This window comes from Kocuria sp. BT304 (genome assembly GCF_003290245.1).
In the GTDB taxonomy this organism is placed as follows: domain Bacteria; phylum Actinomycetota; class Actinomycetes; order Actinomycetales; family Micrococcaceae; genus Kocuria; species Kocuria rhizophila_A.
In genome coordinates this window covers 227,959-243,105 of record NZ_CP030039.1, presented here as the reverse complement: position 1 = coordinate 243,105, position 15,147 = coordinate 227,959, and the positions used below count along the sequence as shown (strand labels likewise).

Genomic DNA, 15,147 nt, shown 5'->3' with positions numbered 1-15,147 from the left:
GTTTCGTGCGGGGACCGGTGCCGGAGGGCGCCACCCCCGGTGACACCGTGCCGCTGCCCGGTCCGGCCGCGCCGGTGTGGCGCGGCCGGGCAGCGGGGCATGAGCGGGGGGCACCCCACCGGGTCAGGAGATGGCGCTCCACCCCAGGTCCGCGGCGTCCACCGCGGCACGGCTTCCCAGGCGCCAGATCCGCCGCACGGTCCACACCAGCAGCGCCACGAGCAGGGCGTTGCGGGTGGTCAGCACCGCGGCCATCACCGGGTTGGCGTGGATCAGGGGCGTGTAGAACAGCGGGTAGATCACGAACGTGGTGGCCGCGATCCCCAGGGTGAGCAGGGCCGGGGTGCGCCACCGCACGCGGTCGTGGAGCAGACCCACCATGATCACGGGGGCCAGCCAGATCATGAACTGCGGGGAACCCACCTTGTTGAACACGATCAGCACCAGGGTCAGCAGCAGGGATCCCGCGTACACGAGCCGTCCGCGGTCCGCACCGCGGCGCAGCGCGCGCACCAGCAGCAGCGCGGACGCGAGCACCGCCACGAGCAGCAGGGGCTGCATGAGGGAGGCCATGGTCTCCACACCGGGGCCGTACACCTCGGTGGAGTTGATGGCGGTGTTGTCCGCGATCCGCGAGCCCCCGATGCCGAGCACGGCGGCCCACACCCACGGGGTGGAGAGCGTGGCCTCGAGCTGCATCCCGCGGGAGCCCTGGTTCAGGGCGAAGTCCGCGATCTTGTCGATCCCGCCGATCACGAGCACCCCGGCGACCACGGCGGCGCTCACCACCACCCCGGTGACCACGATGCGCACGCGCTGGCGCAGCGCGATCACCATGGCCAGGACGGTGGCGGCGGGCCACACCTTGATCCACGTGGCCACGCTCAGCAGGGCGGAGCCCACCACGGGGTGGCGCACCGCGTGCAGCAGCCCGATGAACACGATGGGCGCCGCCACGCCCTCCACCCGGGCGAAGCTCAGGTAGCCCATGAAGACGGTGAACACCACCCACCACCAGCCGGCCACCACGGCCGCGCGGCGTCGGCTGAGCACCGCGGAGCTGCCGTGCGCCACGGCTCCGGGGTCCGGGGTGCCGCCGCGCGGTCCGGGCAGCTCCCACGCGGCGGGGCGGTGGGCGCGGTGCAGCAGGAACCACAGGGCCACCGCGTCGAGCACGGTGATCATCAGCGTCCAGCCCAGCAGGTAGAGGCCGTGGCCCATGATCCTGGGCAGCAGGATGAACGGCTGCGCGAGCACGGGGTACACCCACGGGCTCACCGAGCCCTCCACCGGGGCGTTGTAACCGGCCATGGCCCACTCGCGGTACTGCTCGGTGTCGCTGAACGCCCAACCGTGCAGGAAGAAGGACGCCATCCACCCCAGGAAGTAGAGGTGCGCCACGGCGAAGCCGCACCACACGGCGGCGGGGCGCATGAGACGCTCGAGCCCGCGCGGCCTGGCGGCAACGGCGTCGTCGTCAGGCGTGGGGCGCCGCACGGGGAGCCTCCTCCGGGGCGGAACCCAGGCGGTGCAGCCTGCGCGCGGACCACCACATGAGCACTACGAGCAGCGCGTTGCGCGCGGTGAGCACCAGGGCCATGACCGGGTTGTTGTGGCTCAGGGCGGTGTAGAAGAGCGGGTAGATCAGGAACGTGGCGATCCCGATCAGCACCGCGAGCGCGGCGGGGGTGCGCCAGGCGTGCCGGTCGTAGACCAGACCCACCGCGATCACGGGGCCGAGCCACACCATGAACTGCGGCGAACCCACCTTGTTGAACACGATGAACGCGGTGACCATGGTCAGCGAGCCGGCCAGGAACAGGGCGGTGCGGTCCAGGTGCCCGGCGGCCACACCGCGGCGCAGGCCGCGCACGATCAGCCAGACCACCACGAGCGCGGCCACGACGAACAGCGGCTGCATGAGCTTGGACATCACGTCCGAGCCGGGGCCGTCCACCTGCATGGAGTTGATGTCCGTGTTCATGTACATGTGCGAGTCGCCGAGGTGCAGCACGGACAGCCACAGCCACGGCGTGGTGAAGGTGGCCTCGAGCTGCATGCCGCGGTCACCCTGCTGGGTCAGGAAGTCCGCGATCTTGTGCACCGAGCCCGACGCCGCTGCCACCGCCACCGCGCCCAGCGTCACCAGGACACCGGCGAGCAGCACCGCGCCGCGGCGTCGTGCGGCCGCGAGCAGCGCGAGCACCACCGCGGCGGGCCACACCTTGACCCACGTGGCGGCACTGAGGATCGCGGAGGCCACGAACGGGTGGGAGACGCCGTAGACCAGGCCGACCAGCACGATCGGGGCGGTCAGGCCGTCCACGCGCGCGAAGCCCAGCCAGCCCATGAGCAGGATGAACACGAGCCACCACCACGCGGCGGGCAGGGCGGCGCGGTTGCGGCCCCAGCCGGTGAGCGTGCCCATGGCCAGTGCGTTGAGCACGCTGATGATGAGAACCCACAGGAAGAAGAACGGGCCGGGGCCGAACATGCCTGCGAGCGCCATGGGGATCTGCGCAAGCACGGGGTACACCCACGGGCTGGGGCCGGAGGGGAGATTGGCCTCGTCGAAACCGGCCGCGGCCCACGCACGGTAGATGTTGGTGTCGCTGAACGCGTTGCCCTGCAGGGACACGATCAGCGCGAAGATCAGGAAGCCCAGGTGCACCACCACGAACCCGGCGAGCAGACCGCGGGACGTCAGCAGCCGCTGCTGCCAGCTGCGGGGGATCGCGGCGTCGCGCAGCCGGGTGAGGGCCGCGAAGTATCTCTCAGTGGGCACGAAAGGTCCTTGTCCGAATGCGCGCGGGATTCTGTTCTGGCTCGGCGGGGCCGGTCCGGGGTGCGGTGACCGCGGGTCGGTCGGGCGGCGTGGGCGGGACGCGCACCCCGGTGGCTCCGGGCGCCGTTCCACACCGCCCCGATTCTATGGGGTTCCGGGCGGTGGGACCCGTGTGAGCGTCCCGGGTTGGGCAGGGGGCGTCCTGTAAAGTCGGGGGGCGGAGCCGCTGATCACCTCGGCTCGCCCACCACTGGTTGGTCGAGGGGGCTGGAGTCCATGAGCGCGTCAGGTCCTGTGGCCCCGCCCGCCGACCCCCACACCGGCTCCACCGCCACCGTCGAGCTGCGGGCCCACGTGGCCGTGATCCAGGGTTTCGTGGGCTCCCTGATGATGTTCCTGGGGTCCCTGGGGACCGGGTGGATCGCCAACGGCTCCCCCATGGTCCGCCACCCGCTGGTGATTGAGCTGCGGGTCAACGTGTGGGGCGTGTACACGTGCACCGTGCTGCTGACCCTCGGGGCCATGCTCCTGATCCGCTCGTGGCTGCGGCTCGGGCAGCGGCTGCGCGGCTGGCCGCCGGGCTCCCAGCGCACCGTGGTCACCGCGGTGATCGCATGGTCCCTGCCCCTGCTGTTCGCGGTGCCCATCTACTCGCGGGACGTCTACGCCTACATCGGCCAGGGGCGGCTGATGCTCGCGGGCAAGGACCCCTACGTGGAGGGCATCTCCTCCCTGGACAACTGGTTCATGCTGGGCGCGGACCCCGAGTGGGCGGAGGCCCGCACCCCGTACGGGCCGTACTTCCTGTGGATCGCCGCGGGGGTGGTGCGCCTGACCAACGCGCAGCCGGACCTGTCCGTGATGCTGTTCCGCCTCGCCGCGTACGTGGGCGTGGTGCTGTGCATGGTGTACGTGCCCAAACTGGCCCGGCTGCACGGGGTCAACGGCGCCCGGGCGCTGTGGATCGCGGTGGCCAACCCGCTGTTCCTCATCAGCTTCGTGGCCAGCGCGCACAACGACGCCCTCATGGTGGGCCTCGCCGTGGCCGGTGTGTACGCCGCCGCGAGAAAGCATCCCCTGCTGGGAATACTCCTGGTCACGGGGTCCATCGGCATCAAACCCATCACCATCCTGCTGCTGCCGTTCATCGGTCTGCTGTGGGCCGGCAAGGGTGCCTCCTGGCTGCGGCGCTTCGTGATCTGGGCGGCCACCGCCCTCATCAGCTTCGGGCTGCTCGCGCTCAGCGGGGCGGTGGACGGGCTCGGCCTCGGCTGGGCGTGGGCCCTGCTGGACCCCACCCCCGGCTACACGGGATACTCCCCCTCCGGGTTCCTCGGCCAGCAGGTGGAGCGCGTGGGTGACGCCCTCGGCCTCGACGGTGGCGGGCTCGCCGGAGGGTTCCGCCGGCTGCTCCAGGGCAGCGCGATCCTGCTGGTGCTCGTGCTCATGTTCGTGGGCGGAGACCGCAAGATCGTGCGCCGCATGGCCGTGGCCTTCGCCGCCGTGGTGCTGCTGTCCCCCATCATCCAGCCCTGGTACATCCTGTGGCTGCTGCCCCTGCTCGCCGCCACCGGCATCAAGGACAACTGGCAGATCCGCATCATCTACGTGGTGATCACGTTCTTCGTGGTCTTCGGCGCCCAGGACCAGCTCTCCGTGTGGCCGTTCATCGACCTCAGCGTCAGCGTGTCCCAGGTGGCGTTCGTGATCGCGGTGGCCTTTACGCTCTACCTCGCGCTGCTCGACCGCCGCACCCGCGCCCTCCTCACGCACGGCGGCTGGAAGGGCTGGTTCGGGCCCACCCCCGCCAACGGGTCCACGGACCTGCGCTGGGCTTCCTGAGCCCGGGGGACGACGACGCCGCACGGCCGGGTTTCCGGCGGCCGGTCCCGGCTATCGCTGACCCCTCAGCCGCTCCAGCTCCCGGCGGTCCTTCTTGGTGGGCCGGCCCGCACCCCGGTCCCGGCGAGCCACCGGCACACTGATTTCCGCGGGGCGCGGCGGGGAGTGGTCCACGTAGCACTTCACGGCCACCGGAGCGCCCACACGCTTGACGATCAGCCGGGTAACCTCGAACTCCTGCTGCCACCCCGGGCGCTTCACGCTCACCCGGTCCCCCACGCGCACCGGCTGGGCGGCCTTCACGGGGGCGCCGTTGAGCCGCACGTGCCCGGCACGGCAGCCCTGGGTGGCGGAGGAACGGGTCTTGAACAGCCGGACGGACCACAGCCACACGTCCAGCCGCACGCTCGCGGGATCACTGGTGGGCATGGATCCCACGGTACTCCGCGGAGGGACAACGCCCCGGTCCGGCCTCGTTCTCGGTGCGCGAGACGTCAGCGCGAGCCCCTTGACCGCATGTGATCCACCTCATACCGTGAGCCTACCAACTGGTTGGGAGGTGACCCGTACCTCCCCGGAGAGGACGTGGGTTCCATGACACCTTCCGCCCCGGATCACGGTGTGACCGGCAAGGGCCTGGCGGCCGGAAAGCTCGGACTCCTACCGTCCACGGTGATCGGACTCGGCTCCACGGCACCGCTGTACTCGCTCGCGGCCACCCTCGGCTTCGTCGTGATGGCCGTGGGCGCCCAGGCCCCCATCGCCCTGATTATGGCGTTCGTGCCCATGTGCCTCACCGCGTTCGCGTACCGGGAACTCAACACCGCGGTGCCCGACGCCGGCACGGCCTTCACCTGGGCGGCCAAGGCGCTGGGCCCCCGCACGGGCTGGTTCGCCGGATGGGGTGCGTTCGTCTCCGGGGTCATCGTCATGTCCAGCCAGACGCAGGTGGCCTCCCGCTACCTGCTGCTGCTCGTGGGAGGGGAGACCCTCGCGGACTCACCCGTGATCGTGACCTCCCTGGGGGCCGTGATCATCGCGGTGATGACCTGGGTCTCGTTCCGCGCGGTGGAGGCGGGCGCCAAGGCCCAGTACGCCCTGATGGCGCTGCAGTACATGGCGATCATCGCGTTCTGCATCGGGCTGTGGCTCGCGATCAGCGACGACCGCCACGCCCTCGACTTCTCGTGGGAGTGGTTCAACCCGTTCGCCGCGGACAACCCCGTGGGCTTCATGCAGGCGGTCCTGCTGGCCATCTTCATGTACTGGGGCTGGGACACGTGCCTCTCGCTCGCGGAGGAGACCAAGAATCCCCGCACCACGCCGGGACTCGCCGCCCTGCTGTCCACGGTGTGCCTGCTGGTCACCTACGTGGGGATGACCGTGCTGGCCATGATGTACGCCGGGGTGGGCACCGAGGGCAAGGGACTGGCCAACCCGGACGGCGCGGAGGACGTCTTCTTCTCCCTCCGCGAGGACACCCTGGGGTCCTACGGGTGGGTGCTGGTCTTCGCGATCTTCGTATCCGCACTCTCCACGTGCCAGACCACCATCCTCCCCCAGGCCCGCGCCACCTTCGCCATGGGCATCTACAAGGCCCTCCCCCGGCGGTTCGCCCACATCAATCCCAAGTACCAGACGCCCGGCTTCTCCACGATCTTCATGGGCGTGGTCTCCGCGGCCTTCTACGTGGGTATGACCATCCTCAGCGGGGACATCCTGGCCGACACGATCGAGTCCACGTCCCTCGCGGTGGCCATGTACTACGCGCTGACCTCGCTGGCCTGCATCCTCTACTTCCGCAAGCACCTGTTCGACTCCGCACGCAACGTCGTCTTCCGGCTGGTCCTGCCACTTCTGGGAGGGTTGATGATGACCGCGGTGTTCGTGTACTCCGCCATCAACATGTTCGACCCGGACTACGGAACCACCACGCTGCTCGGTACCTCGGGCACCTTCGTGATGGGCGTCGGCTCCCTGGCCCTCGGGCTGGTGGTCATGTTCGTGTGGATGCGCTTCGCCGAGGCCCGCCCCTACTTCGAGGGTCGCACCCTGAACCGGGACACGGAGGTGCTGGTGCCGGAGACTCCCTGAGACCCCGCCGCTGCAACCCCCACCCCCCCACCGAGGAGAACCCCATGCTCGTCCACGTCCCCACCGGCTGCACCGGTCCGGCAGCTACCCGGGCTGCCGTCCGCCGCTCCGCACCCGGAACCCCCACCCGGCGCCCCGGCGGGGTGAGCTGACCGTGCGGCACGAGCAGCCGGACCGGATCCTCGACACCTACGTGCAGATCCTGGTGGAGTCGGGGGTCCGGCAGGCCACCATCGAGGCCGTGGCCCGCCGGTGCGGGCTCTCCAAGGCGGGACTGCTGCACCACTTCGGCTCCCGCGCCGGCCTGGACGCGGCTCTGCTGGCGCGGCTGCGAGACCTGGTGGAGCGCGACGTCGTGAGCATGCGCGATGCCCCGGAGGGTGCGGTGCACTACTACCTGGCCACGTCCCTCGACTCCAAGTCGGAGCTGGAACGGATGGTGGTCGCCGCCACCAGACTCGCCCACTCCGGCAGCACCGACGCCGGAGCCGTGCTGCGCTGGGCGCGGGACCGGTGGTTCGACGTCATGGTGGCCCACCTGGGGCACCCGCTCCTCGCGCGCCTGGCCATCCTGGCCGGTGACGGCGTGAGCTACCACAACGACATCTCGGACGAGCACGGGGACCGCTTCATCAGCCCCGATGACCTGGACGCCTTCACGCAGCTGGTGGAGGGCAGGCGCGACACGTAGACCCGCCCCCCACCGTGCGGGAGCACCTCAGTCCACGACCGGCAGCTCCGTGGTCTCGAACCGCTGCTGGAAGAAGGAGGGGCTCCGGAGCCTCTGGATCACCATGACCACCAGGCCGAGCGCCAGGATGCCCGCCCCCAGGATGAACACGAGACCCACCCCGCCGATCTGCGACCCGGAGCCGTAGGAGGGGTCCATGGAGTCCACGGAGGTCTGCACGAAGAACACGAGCAGCAGCAGACCGCCCACCAGGGGCGCCACCAGGTTCACCAGGCAGCTCTTGACGGAGCGGAACCACGACCGCCGGAAGTACCAGACGCACGCGAGGGCGGTGACGCCGTAGTAGAAGCAGACCATCATCCCCAGCGCGGTGATGGTGTCCCACAGGACGTCCTCGCTGACGATGCGCATGAACGTGTAGAACACCGAGGACACCACCGCCGCGGCCACCGTGGCGAAACCGGGTGACTGGAACCGCGGGGTGACCTTGGCGAACTGCCGGGGCAGGGCACCGTAGTACCCCATCGCCAGCAGCGTCCTCGCGGGTGAGACGAACGTGGACTGCAGGGACGCCGCGGAGGAGGACAGCACCGCGAGGGACAGCAGGATCGCGGCGGGGCCCATGACGGGCCCGGCGAGTGCCGCGAACACGTTCTCCTGGATGTCGGGGTTGGTCAGACCCACCCCGGTGTCCCCGAGCCCGGCGAAGCTCACCACGGAGACGCCGATCAGCAGGTAGAGCACCACGATGGAGAAGATGGTGGCCAGTGCCGCGCGGCCGGGGGTGGTGGAGGACCCCTCGGTCTCCTCGTTGATGGTGAGCACCACGTCCCAGCCCCAGTAGATGAACACCGAGAGGGACACCCCGGCGGCGAACGCCGAGAAGGAGCCCACGCCCAGGGGGTTGAACCACTCAGCGTCGATGTGGATCCCGCTCTCCGCCGTCCCGTTGGCCACGTGGACCAGCGCGGCCACGGAGAACCACACCAGCACGACCAGCTGGAACGCCACGAGGACGTACTGCACCTTTTTGGTGGTCTCCATCCCCCGGTAGGAGATCCAGCAGGCGAGCGCCATGAACACCAGGCACGTGGCCACGTTGACCACCACGTTGTCCGCGAGGTCCCCGAGTTCGGGTCTGCCCGTGACCTGCGCCAGCAGGAGGTAGAAGAACTCCACCGCGATGCCCGCGAGGTTGGAGAGCACCAGGATGGTGGCCGCCAGCAGACCCCAGCCACCCATCCACCCGAGCCACGGGCCAAAGGCCTTGGAGGTCCAGGTGAAGGTGGTGCCGGAGTCCGGCATGGCGCGGTTGAGCTGCCGGTAGCCCACGGCCACGAGCAGCATGGGCAGGAACCCGACCAGGAAGATCGCGGGCAGGTGCGTGCCCACGGCCGCCGCAGTGGGACCGAGGGCCCCGGAGAGCGTGTAGGCGGGCGCGATGCAGGACATCCCGATCACCACGGCGCCCAGCAGCCCGACCGACCCGGAGCTCAGGCCCTTGCCCCCGGTGGTGTCCACGGCCTCGCTCATGACACGTCCCCGGTGGGGTCCGCTGCCGCGGGCAGGATGATCATGGGCACGGGCAGGTGCCGCAGGACCCGCGCGGCCGTGGTCCCCAGGAAGATCTGCCGGTGCTGGGCGAGCCGGGAGGATCCGACGAACAGCACCGAGCCGGGGGCCCAGTCCATGTCCGCCACCGTGCGCCGGATGTTCTTGCCGGTGGCCACGTGAACGCTCACACGGTGCTCGGCGGGCAGCTCCCGGGCCGCCTCGCGCAGCATGGCGTCGGTGGCGGCCACCGCCGCTTCGGGCTCGTCCGCCACCTGGTCCAGGGGCAGGAAGTTCAGCAGCACGAGCTCCTGGCCGCCCCGTTCCACCGCCTGCTGGGACTCCCGCAGGATCTGCTGGGCTCCCCGGCGGGCGCCCACCCCCGCGTAGAGCCGGGTGATGGGCTCCGTTGCCCGATAGCCGCGCGGCGCCATGGCCACGGGCACCGGGGCGCGGTGCAGCAGCGCGTCCACCACGGGCCCCACGGAGAACTTCACCGCGTACTTCCCGGCGGCCGCGCCGACGACCAGCAGACCGGCGTCGAACTCCTGGACCGCGGAGACCAGACCCTCGGCGATGGACTGGGCGGTGCGCACGTGGCTGCGGGCCACCACACCGTCCGGGACGAGCGCCTCAGCGTCCTTGAGCCACGAGACCGCCTCCCGCCGCACCACGGGGGAGATGTCACCCACGGGCGGATAGGCGGTACTGAAGGGATCGCCCGACCGGACCACGTACACGATCTCGAGCTCCGCGTGGAACGCCTGGGCCAGGGCCACCGCGAGCCGCACGGCCTCCTTGCTGCGCTTGTCCGCCCCGTACCCCACCACGTAGCGCATGGGGGATGTTCCGGCCGCGCCGGACGACGACGCCGTGTCCCGTTCCGCAGTCGTGCGCGCCATCACGCGCCCCGCTTCTGGTTGATCTGCGCCGCGGCCAGTGCACCCTGGCGCAGGGCCCCGTCCACGTGCTGGTAGCCCTCAGCGGCGAGGTCCGAGCAGGCCCAGCGGATGGGGCCCACGGGCTCGGACTGGATGGCGCCGTAGCGGTGCAGGCCACCGAGGTCGTAGGACGCCGCGTAGGCACCGCGGGTCCACTCCTCGGAGCCGAAGTCGGACTCGTAGTAGACCACCGGGTTCTTGGCCTCCTCGCCCAGGTAGTGGGAGAGGGACTCGAGGACCTGCCGCTTGCGCTCCTCGGCCGGGAGCCGGAAGACCTCGTCGGCCTTCTCGTCCGAGACGAAGCCCACCAGGGTGCCGCGCTCGTCCTCGTGGTTGGTGTTGTCGTAGACCTCCTGGGAGAGCTCGTGGGCGCAGAAGCCCGTGCCGGACAGGCCCTTCTCCCGCCAGAACGGGGTCTCGTACACGGCGTGGATCTTGATCACGATGCCCAGGGACTGGTGCTGGTGCATCTGGTGCTGGGCCCGCGGCAGGGGCGGCTCGAAGGAGATGCGCGAGTACAGGTTGGGCGGCACGGCCACCACCACGTCCTTGGCCTTGACCGTGACCCGGTCCGAGAGCACGCGGACGGTGAAGTCCGGGTCGTGCTCCTCGTACGTCTGGTCCTCGCCCGCCCACTGGATGGTGCGCACCGGGGAGTTGAGGAACACCACGGAACCTGGATCCCGGGTGACCACGTCGGTCCCGGCAGCCACACCGAGCTGCTCCGCCATGGTGGTGGAGACCGACTGCATCCCGCCCACCACGCGGCGGTCCAGGATGAAGTCCTCGTCCACCAGGTTGGAGAAGGAGCCTGCGGAGGCGGCCATGAGCACGGCCTGCAGCGCCGAGAACGCGTGGGACGGCTTGGTCAGCATGCCACCGGCGATGAAGATGCCGATGTTATTGCACGCCTCCTCGTCGTCCGAGTTCTGCCGCAGCCAGTCCCGGAAGGACACGGTGTCCAGCTCGCGGGCCTTGGGGTGCGCCCACGGCTCGGTGGGCCCGATCTCCGCGGCGAGCTCGTCCATGAGGTGGATCAGCCGGTCCATCTCCTTCTCCGTGCCCTCGGAGGTGGGGAACATGTGGCCGTCGTACAGGTGCCGGGAGCCGTCCGGGGCGATGTACACGGACTGCCCCTCGCGGTAGCGCTCGAACGTGGTGAGCCCCAGCTCCTCCACGAGTCCCAGCAGCTCGGTCTGGTCCGGGGAGATCCACTGACCGCCGATCTCCAGGAACGCCCCGTCGATCACGTTGGACCAGGTGCGGCCGCCCACGCGGTCGCGGGCCTCCAGGACTGCCACGGACCTCCCGGCCTCGGACAGCCGACGTGCGGCCATGAGTCCGGCCGGTCCTGCGCCGACGACAACGACGTCGCGCTCGATGGCGTCGACGGACCCTACGGTGCGCTGTTCAGTCATGGTTCTCACCTTTCAGTGGATAATGAAAAAGGTTCATTATGGGAGATGCGTGAATCCCGCCCGCCCGCCGTCCGGCGGTGCGGCCGGAGTAGGAGCGATGGGCGGAGGACAGTGTTGTGAGTGACGTGAGATCAGGGCGAGGCAGAGGACGACCCACGGCACCCGTGCTGACCCAGCGGAGAATCGGGGACGCCGCCCTGCTGATCATCCAGTCCCACGGCTACCGCGCCCTGACCATGGCGGCCCTGGCCCGGCAGCTGGGCGTCTCCACCTCCGCCCTCTACAACCACGTGGGCTCCAAACGGGAGATCCTGATCCTGCTCCAGGACCGGATCAACCAGGAGATCGACTGCTCCGGGTTCCTCTCCGAGCCCTGGGACCGGGCCCTGGAGCGCTGGGCCTGGTCCTACCGGGAGGTCTACTCCCGCAACATCCCGCTGATCGCGGTCATCGCGGTCATGCCAGTGGCGGACTCGCCCCACACCCTGCGGATGTACGAGACGGTCACCGCCGCGCTCTCGGAGGCCGGGTGGCCGCGCGAGTGGATCGTGGACGCCATCGTCTCGGTGGAGTCCCTGGTGTTCGGCTCGGCCTACGACTCCGTGGCCCCGCCGCACATCTTCGACCCCGGCGCCCTGCGCGACGCCGCCCCGAACTTCGCCGCCGCGGTGCAGCACCGTGACGAGCACGCGACGACGCCGCCTGCGCTCTCCCCGGCAGATCGCGCCTTCCAGCTGGCGCTGGACGCGATGCTGCACGGGCTGCGCGCACGGCTGTCGGAACTCACCACGGCGCGGTGACACCCGGCTACGCCTCCAGGGAGTGCATCACGTGCTTCACACGGGTGTACTCCTCCACCGAGTAGATGGAAAGGTCCTTGCCGTAGCCGGAGTTCTTGAACCCGCCGTGCGGCATCTCGGCCACGAACACCACGTGGGTGTTGACCCAGACGCACCCGAAGTCGAGCTCCCGGCTGACCCGCATGGCCGTGCCGTGGTCGGAGGTCCAGACGCTCGAGGCCAGGGCGTAGGAGACGTCGTTGGCGAGCTCCACGGCCTCTTCCGGGGTGCTGAAGCGCTGCACGGTGAGGACCGGGCCGAACGTCTCCTCCTGCACCAGCTGGTCGTCCTGGCGCAGCCCGGTGATCACGGTGGGCTCCACGAAGAACCCCGGGGTGTCGGCCACGGGCCTGCCACCGGTCACCACGGTGGCGTGGGACGGGATGTTCTCCAGCTTCTGGCAGACGTCCGCGTAGTGGCGCTCGTTGATGAGCGGGCCGAAGTCGTTCTCGGAGTCGTCCGCGGAGCCGGTCCTCGCGGCCTCGGCGTACTTGGCGAGCAGCTCCACGAGCCGGTCGTGGGCGCTGTCCTCCACCAGGATGCGCGTGACTGCGGTGCAGTCCTGCCCGGCGTTGAAGGTGCCGAAGGCGATCAGCTGCTCCGCCGCGCGCTCCAGGTCCGCGTCCGCGAACACGACGGCGGGGGCCTTGCCACCGAGCTCCAGATGGGCCCGCTTGAGACCGTCGGCGGCGCCGCGCGCCACGGCGCGCCCGGCCCGGACCGAACCGGTGATCGAGACCATGGCGGGCGCGGGGTGGCGGGTCATGAGCTGCCCGGTGCCGCCGTCGCCCAGGACCACGTTGAAGACGCCCGGGGGCAGGATCTCACCGGCGAGACGGGCGACCACCAGGGTGGACTCGGGGGTGGTGTCGCTGGGCTTGAGCACGATGGTGTTGCCCGCGGCGAGCGCGGGGCCGATCTTCCAGATCCCCATCAGCAGCGGGTAGTTCCAGGGGGTGACCTGCGCGACCACACCCACGGGCTCACGCCGCACGTAGGAGGTGTGGTCCGTCATGTACTCGCTGGCGGCCCGCCCCTCCAGGGTGCGGGCGGCCCCGGCGAAGAACCGGAGGTTGTCGACACCGGCGTCCACCTCCTCCGCGCTGATCTGGGCGCGGGGCTGCCCGGTGTTGCGGTGCTGCGCCTCCACAATCTCGTCCTTGTTGTCCCGCAGCGCGTCCGCGAGCGCCAGCAGCGCGTTCTGGCGCTCGGCCGGGGTGGTCCGGCCCCACGCCTTGGACGCGGCGACCGCGGCCTCGAAGGCGTCGTTGACGTCCTCCTCGTTCGACACCGGGGACACCGCCACCACGGAACCGTCGGTGGGGTTCTTGATGTCGATCCGGTCCTGCCCCTTGGCGGGGACGAATCGTCCGTTGATGAAGTTCTGCAGCATGTCCGACATGGGAAGTCTCCTCGCTGTGGCTGTCTCGTCCGGCTCGCGCGCCACCCAGGTGAGGTGGGGCCGCGACGGTGAGTAACTGGGATCACTCTAAATGATTGCTGTTCATTATTGAACCCCTCCTCCGGACCCCACCCCTCCACAACACCCCGGCGACGCCGCGCGCGGGCGCGGCCTCAGTCGCCGTGCCCCTCGCCACCCGGAACCTCGGACCGGCCCGTGGTCACCGCCAGCTCCACCGGGGCATGCGGCAGGTCGACGGTCCTGGCCACCGTGCCCGCGGAGAGGTCCACCACGTGCAGCTTCCGGTGCTCGGCGTCCGTGACGTAGGCCTTGCCCCCGGCGACCTTCACGGCCGGGCCGGGCTGCTGCCAGTCCTCCTTCTCCTGCCACGGCTCGACCACCGCGATCCGCTGCGTGATCTTCCCGGTGTTCTGGTCGATCACGGCGAGCGTACCGTCATAGGTCAGCACGAGTCCCTCGCCGTGGGGCCCGCGGGCCAGGGAACGGAACCAGTAGGAGGAGCCCAGTTCCACGAGCCGGTGGGTGTCGTTGCGGGTGTCGAAAAGGGCCACACGGGTGGGGTGCTCGTGCTCCGCGTCCTTGTCCACCTTGTATTCGCCGAGCACGATCGGGGACGCCTCCGAGCCCGCCAGGTTCCCGGAGCGCGCGTAGGCGTCCTTCACGGGGACCTTGTGGAACGCCCCGTCCCGGTAGACCACGGGCCCGTTCTCACAGCCGACCATGACGGTGTCCGTGCTCGTGCCGGGCGCCGTCGCGGCCTCCCCGTGCACGCCGGGGCAGTCGATGGTCTCGGCTCTGACGGACCCGTCCGGGGCGAGCACCTGTACGGTGTGCCGCTCGGCCTCGGTGCCCTGGGTGGTCAACAGGGAGCCGTCGGCGAGCCTCAGCGCCACGCCGTGGTGCGGAGCCTGCGCCTTCCTCCGCTCCACCGCTCCGCCGTCCGCACCGCGCAGCGCGGGCCACTCGACGGTCTGGATGGACCCGTCCCCGTCGCCGAACAGCGTGGTCGCGCCGGCGTGGGCCACCACGTGCCCCGCGTGCGGAGCCTCGAAGGCGCGGTCCGTCAGCGCGGGTGCGGACTCGTGGTAGTGGAAGTGGTCACCGTGCGCCCGTGCCTCCAGCCCGGTGTCGAACAGCCGGAACCGGTCCCCGTCCGAGACCATCACGTGCCGCCCGTCCCCGCCGTTGTTGAGCCGCAGGAAGCCGTCCTCCTTCGTGTCCTCGACCACCTCCCCGGACTCGGTGTCCACGGTCAGCAGCCCGCCGTCGTAGGAGACCACCGCGCGCGGGTCCAGGTGCGAGACCTCCTTCACGGACGGCGTCGTCTCCTCGGCCGGGCTCCCCGAGGACGACGACGCCGTCCGCCACCCTGCGCGCACCCGCTCAGCAGCAGCGCGGTCGCCCCCAGTGCAGCCACGGTCAGCGGCACAGGTCGTCTGCGGACGGAGGGGGAGGGCACGGTGCCCGGACGGACGGATCCATGGTGGGGAGAGGTTCTCTGCATGGAAGCACCGTAGCATCAGATGAGAATCGTTTTTATCTAACCGTGGGGGCGTGTCCTCC

12 protein-coding genes are annotated in these 15,147 nt (G+C 70.3%); 4 read left to right on the top strand and 8 right to left on the bottom strand.

The features are described 5' to 3' along the window. Positions 1-123: 123 nt before the first annotated feature. Complete coding sequence (locus DNL27_RS01080; protein ID WP_204360312.1) at positions 124-1,497, bottom strand: glycosyltransferase 87 family protein; 1,374 nt, start codon at positions 1,495-1,497, stop codon at positions 124-126. After that, a complete protein-coding gene (locus DNL27_RS01075; RefSeq protein WP_112234442.1) occupies positions 1,478-2,785 on the bottom strand; it encodes a glycosyltransferase 87 family protein in 1,308 nt (435 codons plus the stop codon). Before DNL27_RS01075 ends, DNL27_RS01080 begins: the two co-directional genes overlap by 20 nt. Before the next feature lie 276 nt (positions 2,786-3,061). On the opposite strand from DNL27_RS01075, the gene mptB reads away from it, so the two are divergent. Further along, positions 3,062-4,627: a polyprenol phosphomannose-dependent alpha 1,6 mannosyltransferase MptB gene (mptB, locus tag DNL27_RS01070; RefSeq protein ID WP_112234441.1), complete on the top strand. Its 1,566-nt coding sequence runs from the start codon at positions 3,062-3,064 to the stop codon at positions 4,625-4,627. Between the two features lie 51 nt (positions 4,628-4,678). Here mptB and DNL27_RS01065 read toward each other — a convergent pair whose 3' ends face one another. Beyond that, on the bottom strand, positions 4,679-5,065 hold the full coding sequence (locus DNL27_RS01065; RefSeq protein WP_204360311.1) for an RNA-binding S4 domain-containing protein: 387 nt from the start codon (positions 5,063-5,065) through the stop codon (positions 4,679-4,681). Positions 5,066-5,221: 156 nt separating this feature from the next. Here DNL27_RS01065 and DNL27_RS01060 point away from each other — a divergent pair, with 156 nt between their 5' ends. Continuing rightward, positions 5,222-6,721 (top strand): APC family permease, encoded by a 1,500-nt coding sequence (locus DNL27_RS01060; RefSeq protein ID WP_112235714.1) that lies wholly within the window; start codon positions 5,222-5,224, stop codon positions 6,719-6,721. Between the two features lie 154 nt (positions 6,722-6,875). Continuing rightward, positions 6,876-7,412 carry a TetR/AcrR family transcriptional regulator gene (locus tag DNL27_RS01055; RefSeq protein ID WP_162627080.1) on the top strand — a complete coding sequence of 179 codons (537 nt, stop codon included), beginning with the start codon at positions 6,876-6,878 and terminating at the stop codon, positions 7,410-7,412. A gap of 27 nt (positions 7,413-7,439) precedes the next feature. Here DNL27_RS01055 and DNL27_RS01050 read toward each other — a convergent pair whose 3' ends face one another. From DNL27_RS01050 to DNL27_RS01040, 3 genes are read right to left on the bottom strand one after another with little or no spacing between them, the layout of a single operon-like run. Next, positions 7,440-8,945, bottom strand: a complete 1,506-nt coding sequence (locus DNL27_RS01050) for an APC family permease (protein ID WP_012397162.1) — start codon at positions 8,943-8,945, stop codon at positions 7,440-7,442. After that, entirely contained in the window at positions 8,942-9,865 is a 924-nt protein-coding gene (locus DNL27_RS01045) for a universal stress protein (protein ID WP_229577046.1), read from the bottom strand. The genes DNL27_RS01050 and DNL27_RS01045 overlap by 4 nt, the downstream gene beginning before the upstream one ends. Then, complete coding sequence (locus DNL27_RS01040; RefSeq protein ID WP_112234437.1) at positions 9,865-11,322, bottom strand: NAD(P)/FAD-dependent oxidoreductase; 1,458 nt, start codon at positions 11,320-11,322, stop codon at positions 9,865-9,867. The genes DNL27_RS01045 and DNL27_RS01040 overlap by 1 nt, the downstream gene beginning before the upstream one ends. A gap of 116 nt (positions 11,323-11,438) precedes the next feature. On the opposite strand from DNL27_RS01040, the gene DNL27_RS01035 reads away from it, so the two are divergent. Continuing rightward, the gene (locus DNL27_RS01035) at positions 11,439-12,122 is read left to right on the top strand and encodes a TetR/AcrR family transcriptional regulator (RefSeq protein ID WP_012397159.1); all 684 of its coding nucleotides are present in this window, start codon (positions 11,439-11,441) and stop codon (positions 12,120-12,122) included. 7 nt (positions 12,123-12,129) lie between these two features. Here the strand turns inward: DNL27_RS01035 and DNL27_RS01030 are convergent, their stop codons facing one another. Then, entirely contained in the window at positions 12,130-13,563 is a 1,434-nt protein-coding gene (locus DNL27_RS01030) for an aminobutyraldehyde dehydrogenase (protein WP_012397158.1), read from the bottom strand. Between the two features lie 173 nt (positions 13,564-13,736). Then, complete coding sequence (locus DNL27_RS01025; protein WP_239494403.1) at positions 13,737-14,897, bottom strand: hypothetical protein; 1,161 nt, start codon at positions 14,895-14,897, stop codon at positions 13,737-13,739. Between the last annotated feature and the right edge of the window lie 250 nt (positions 14,898-15,147).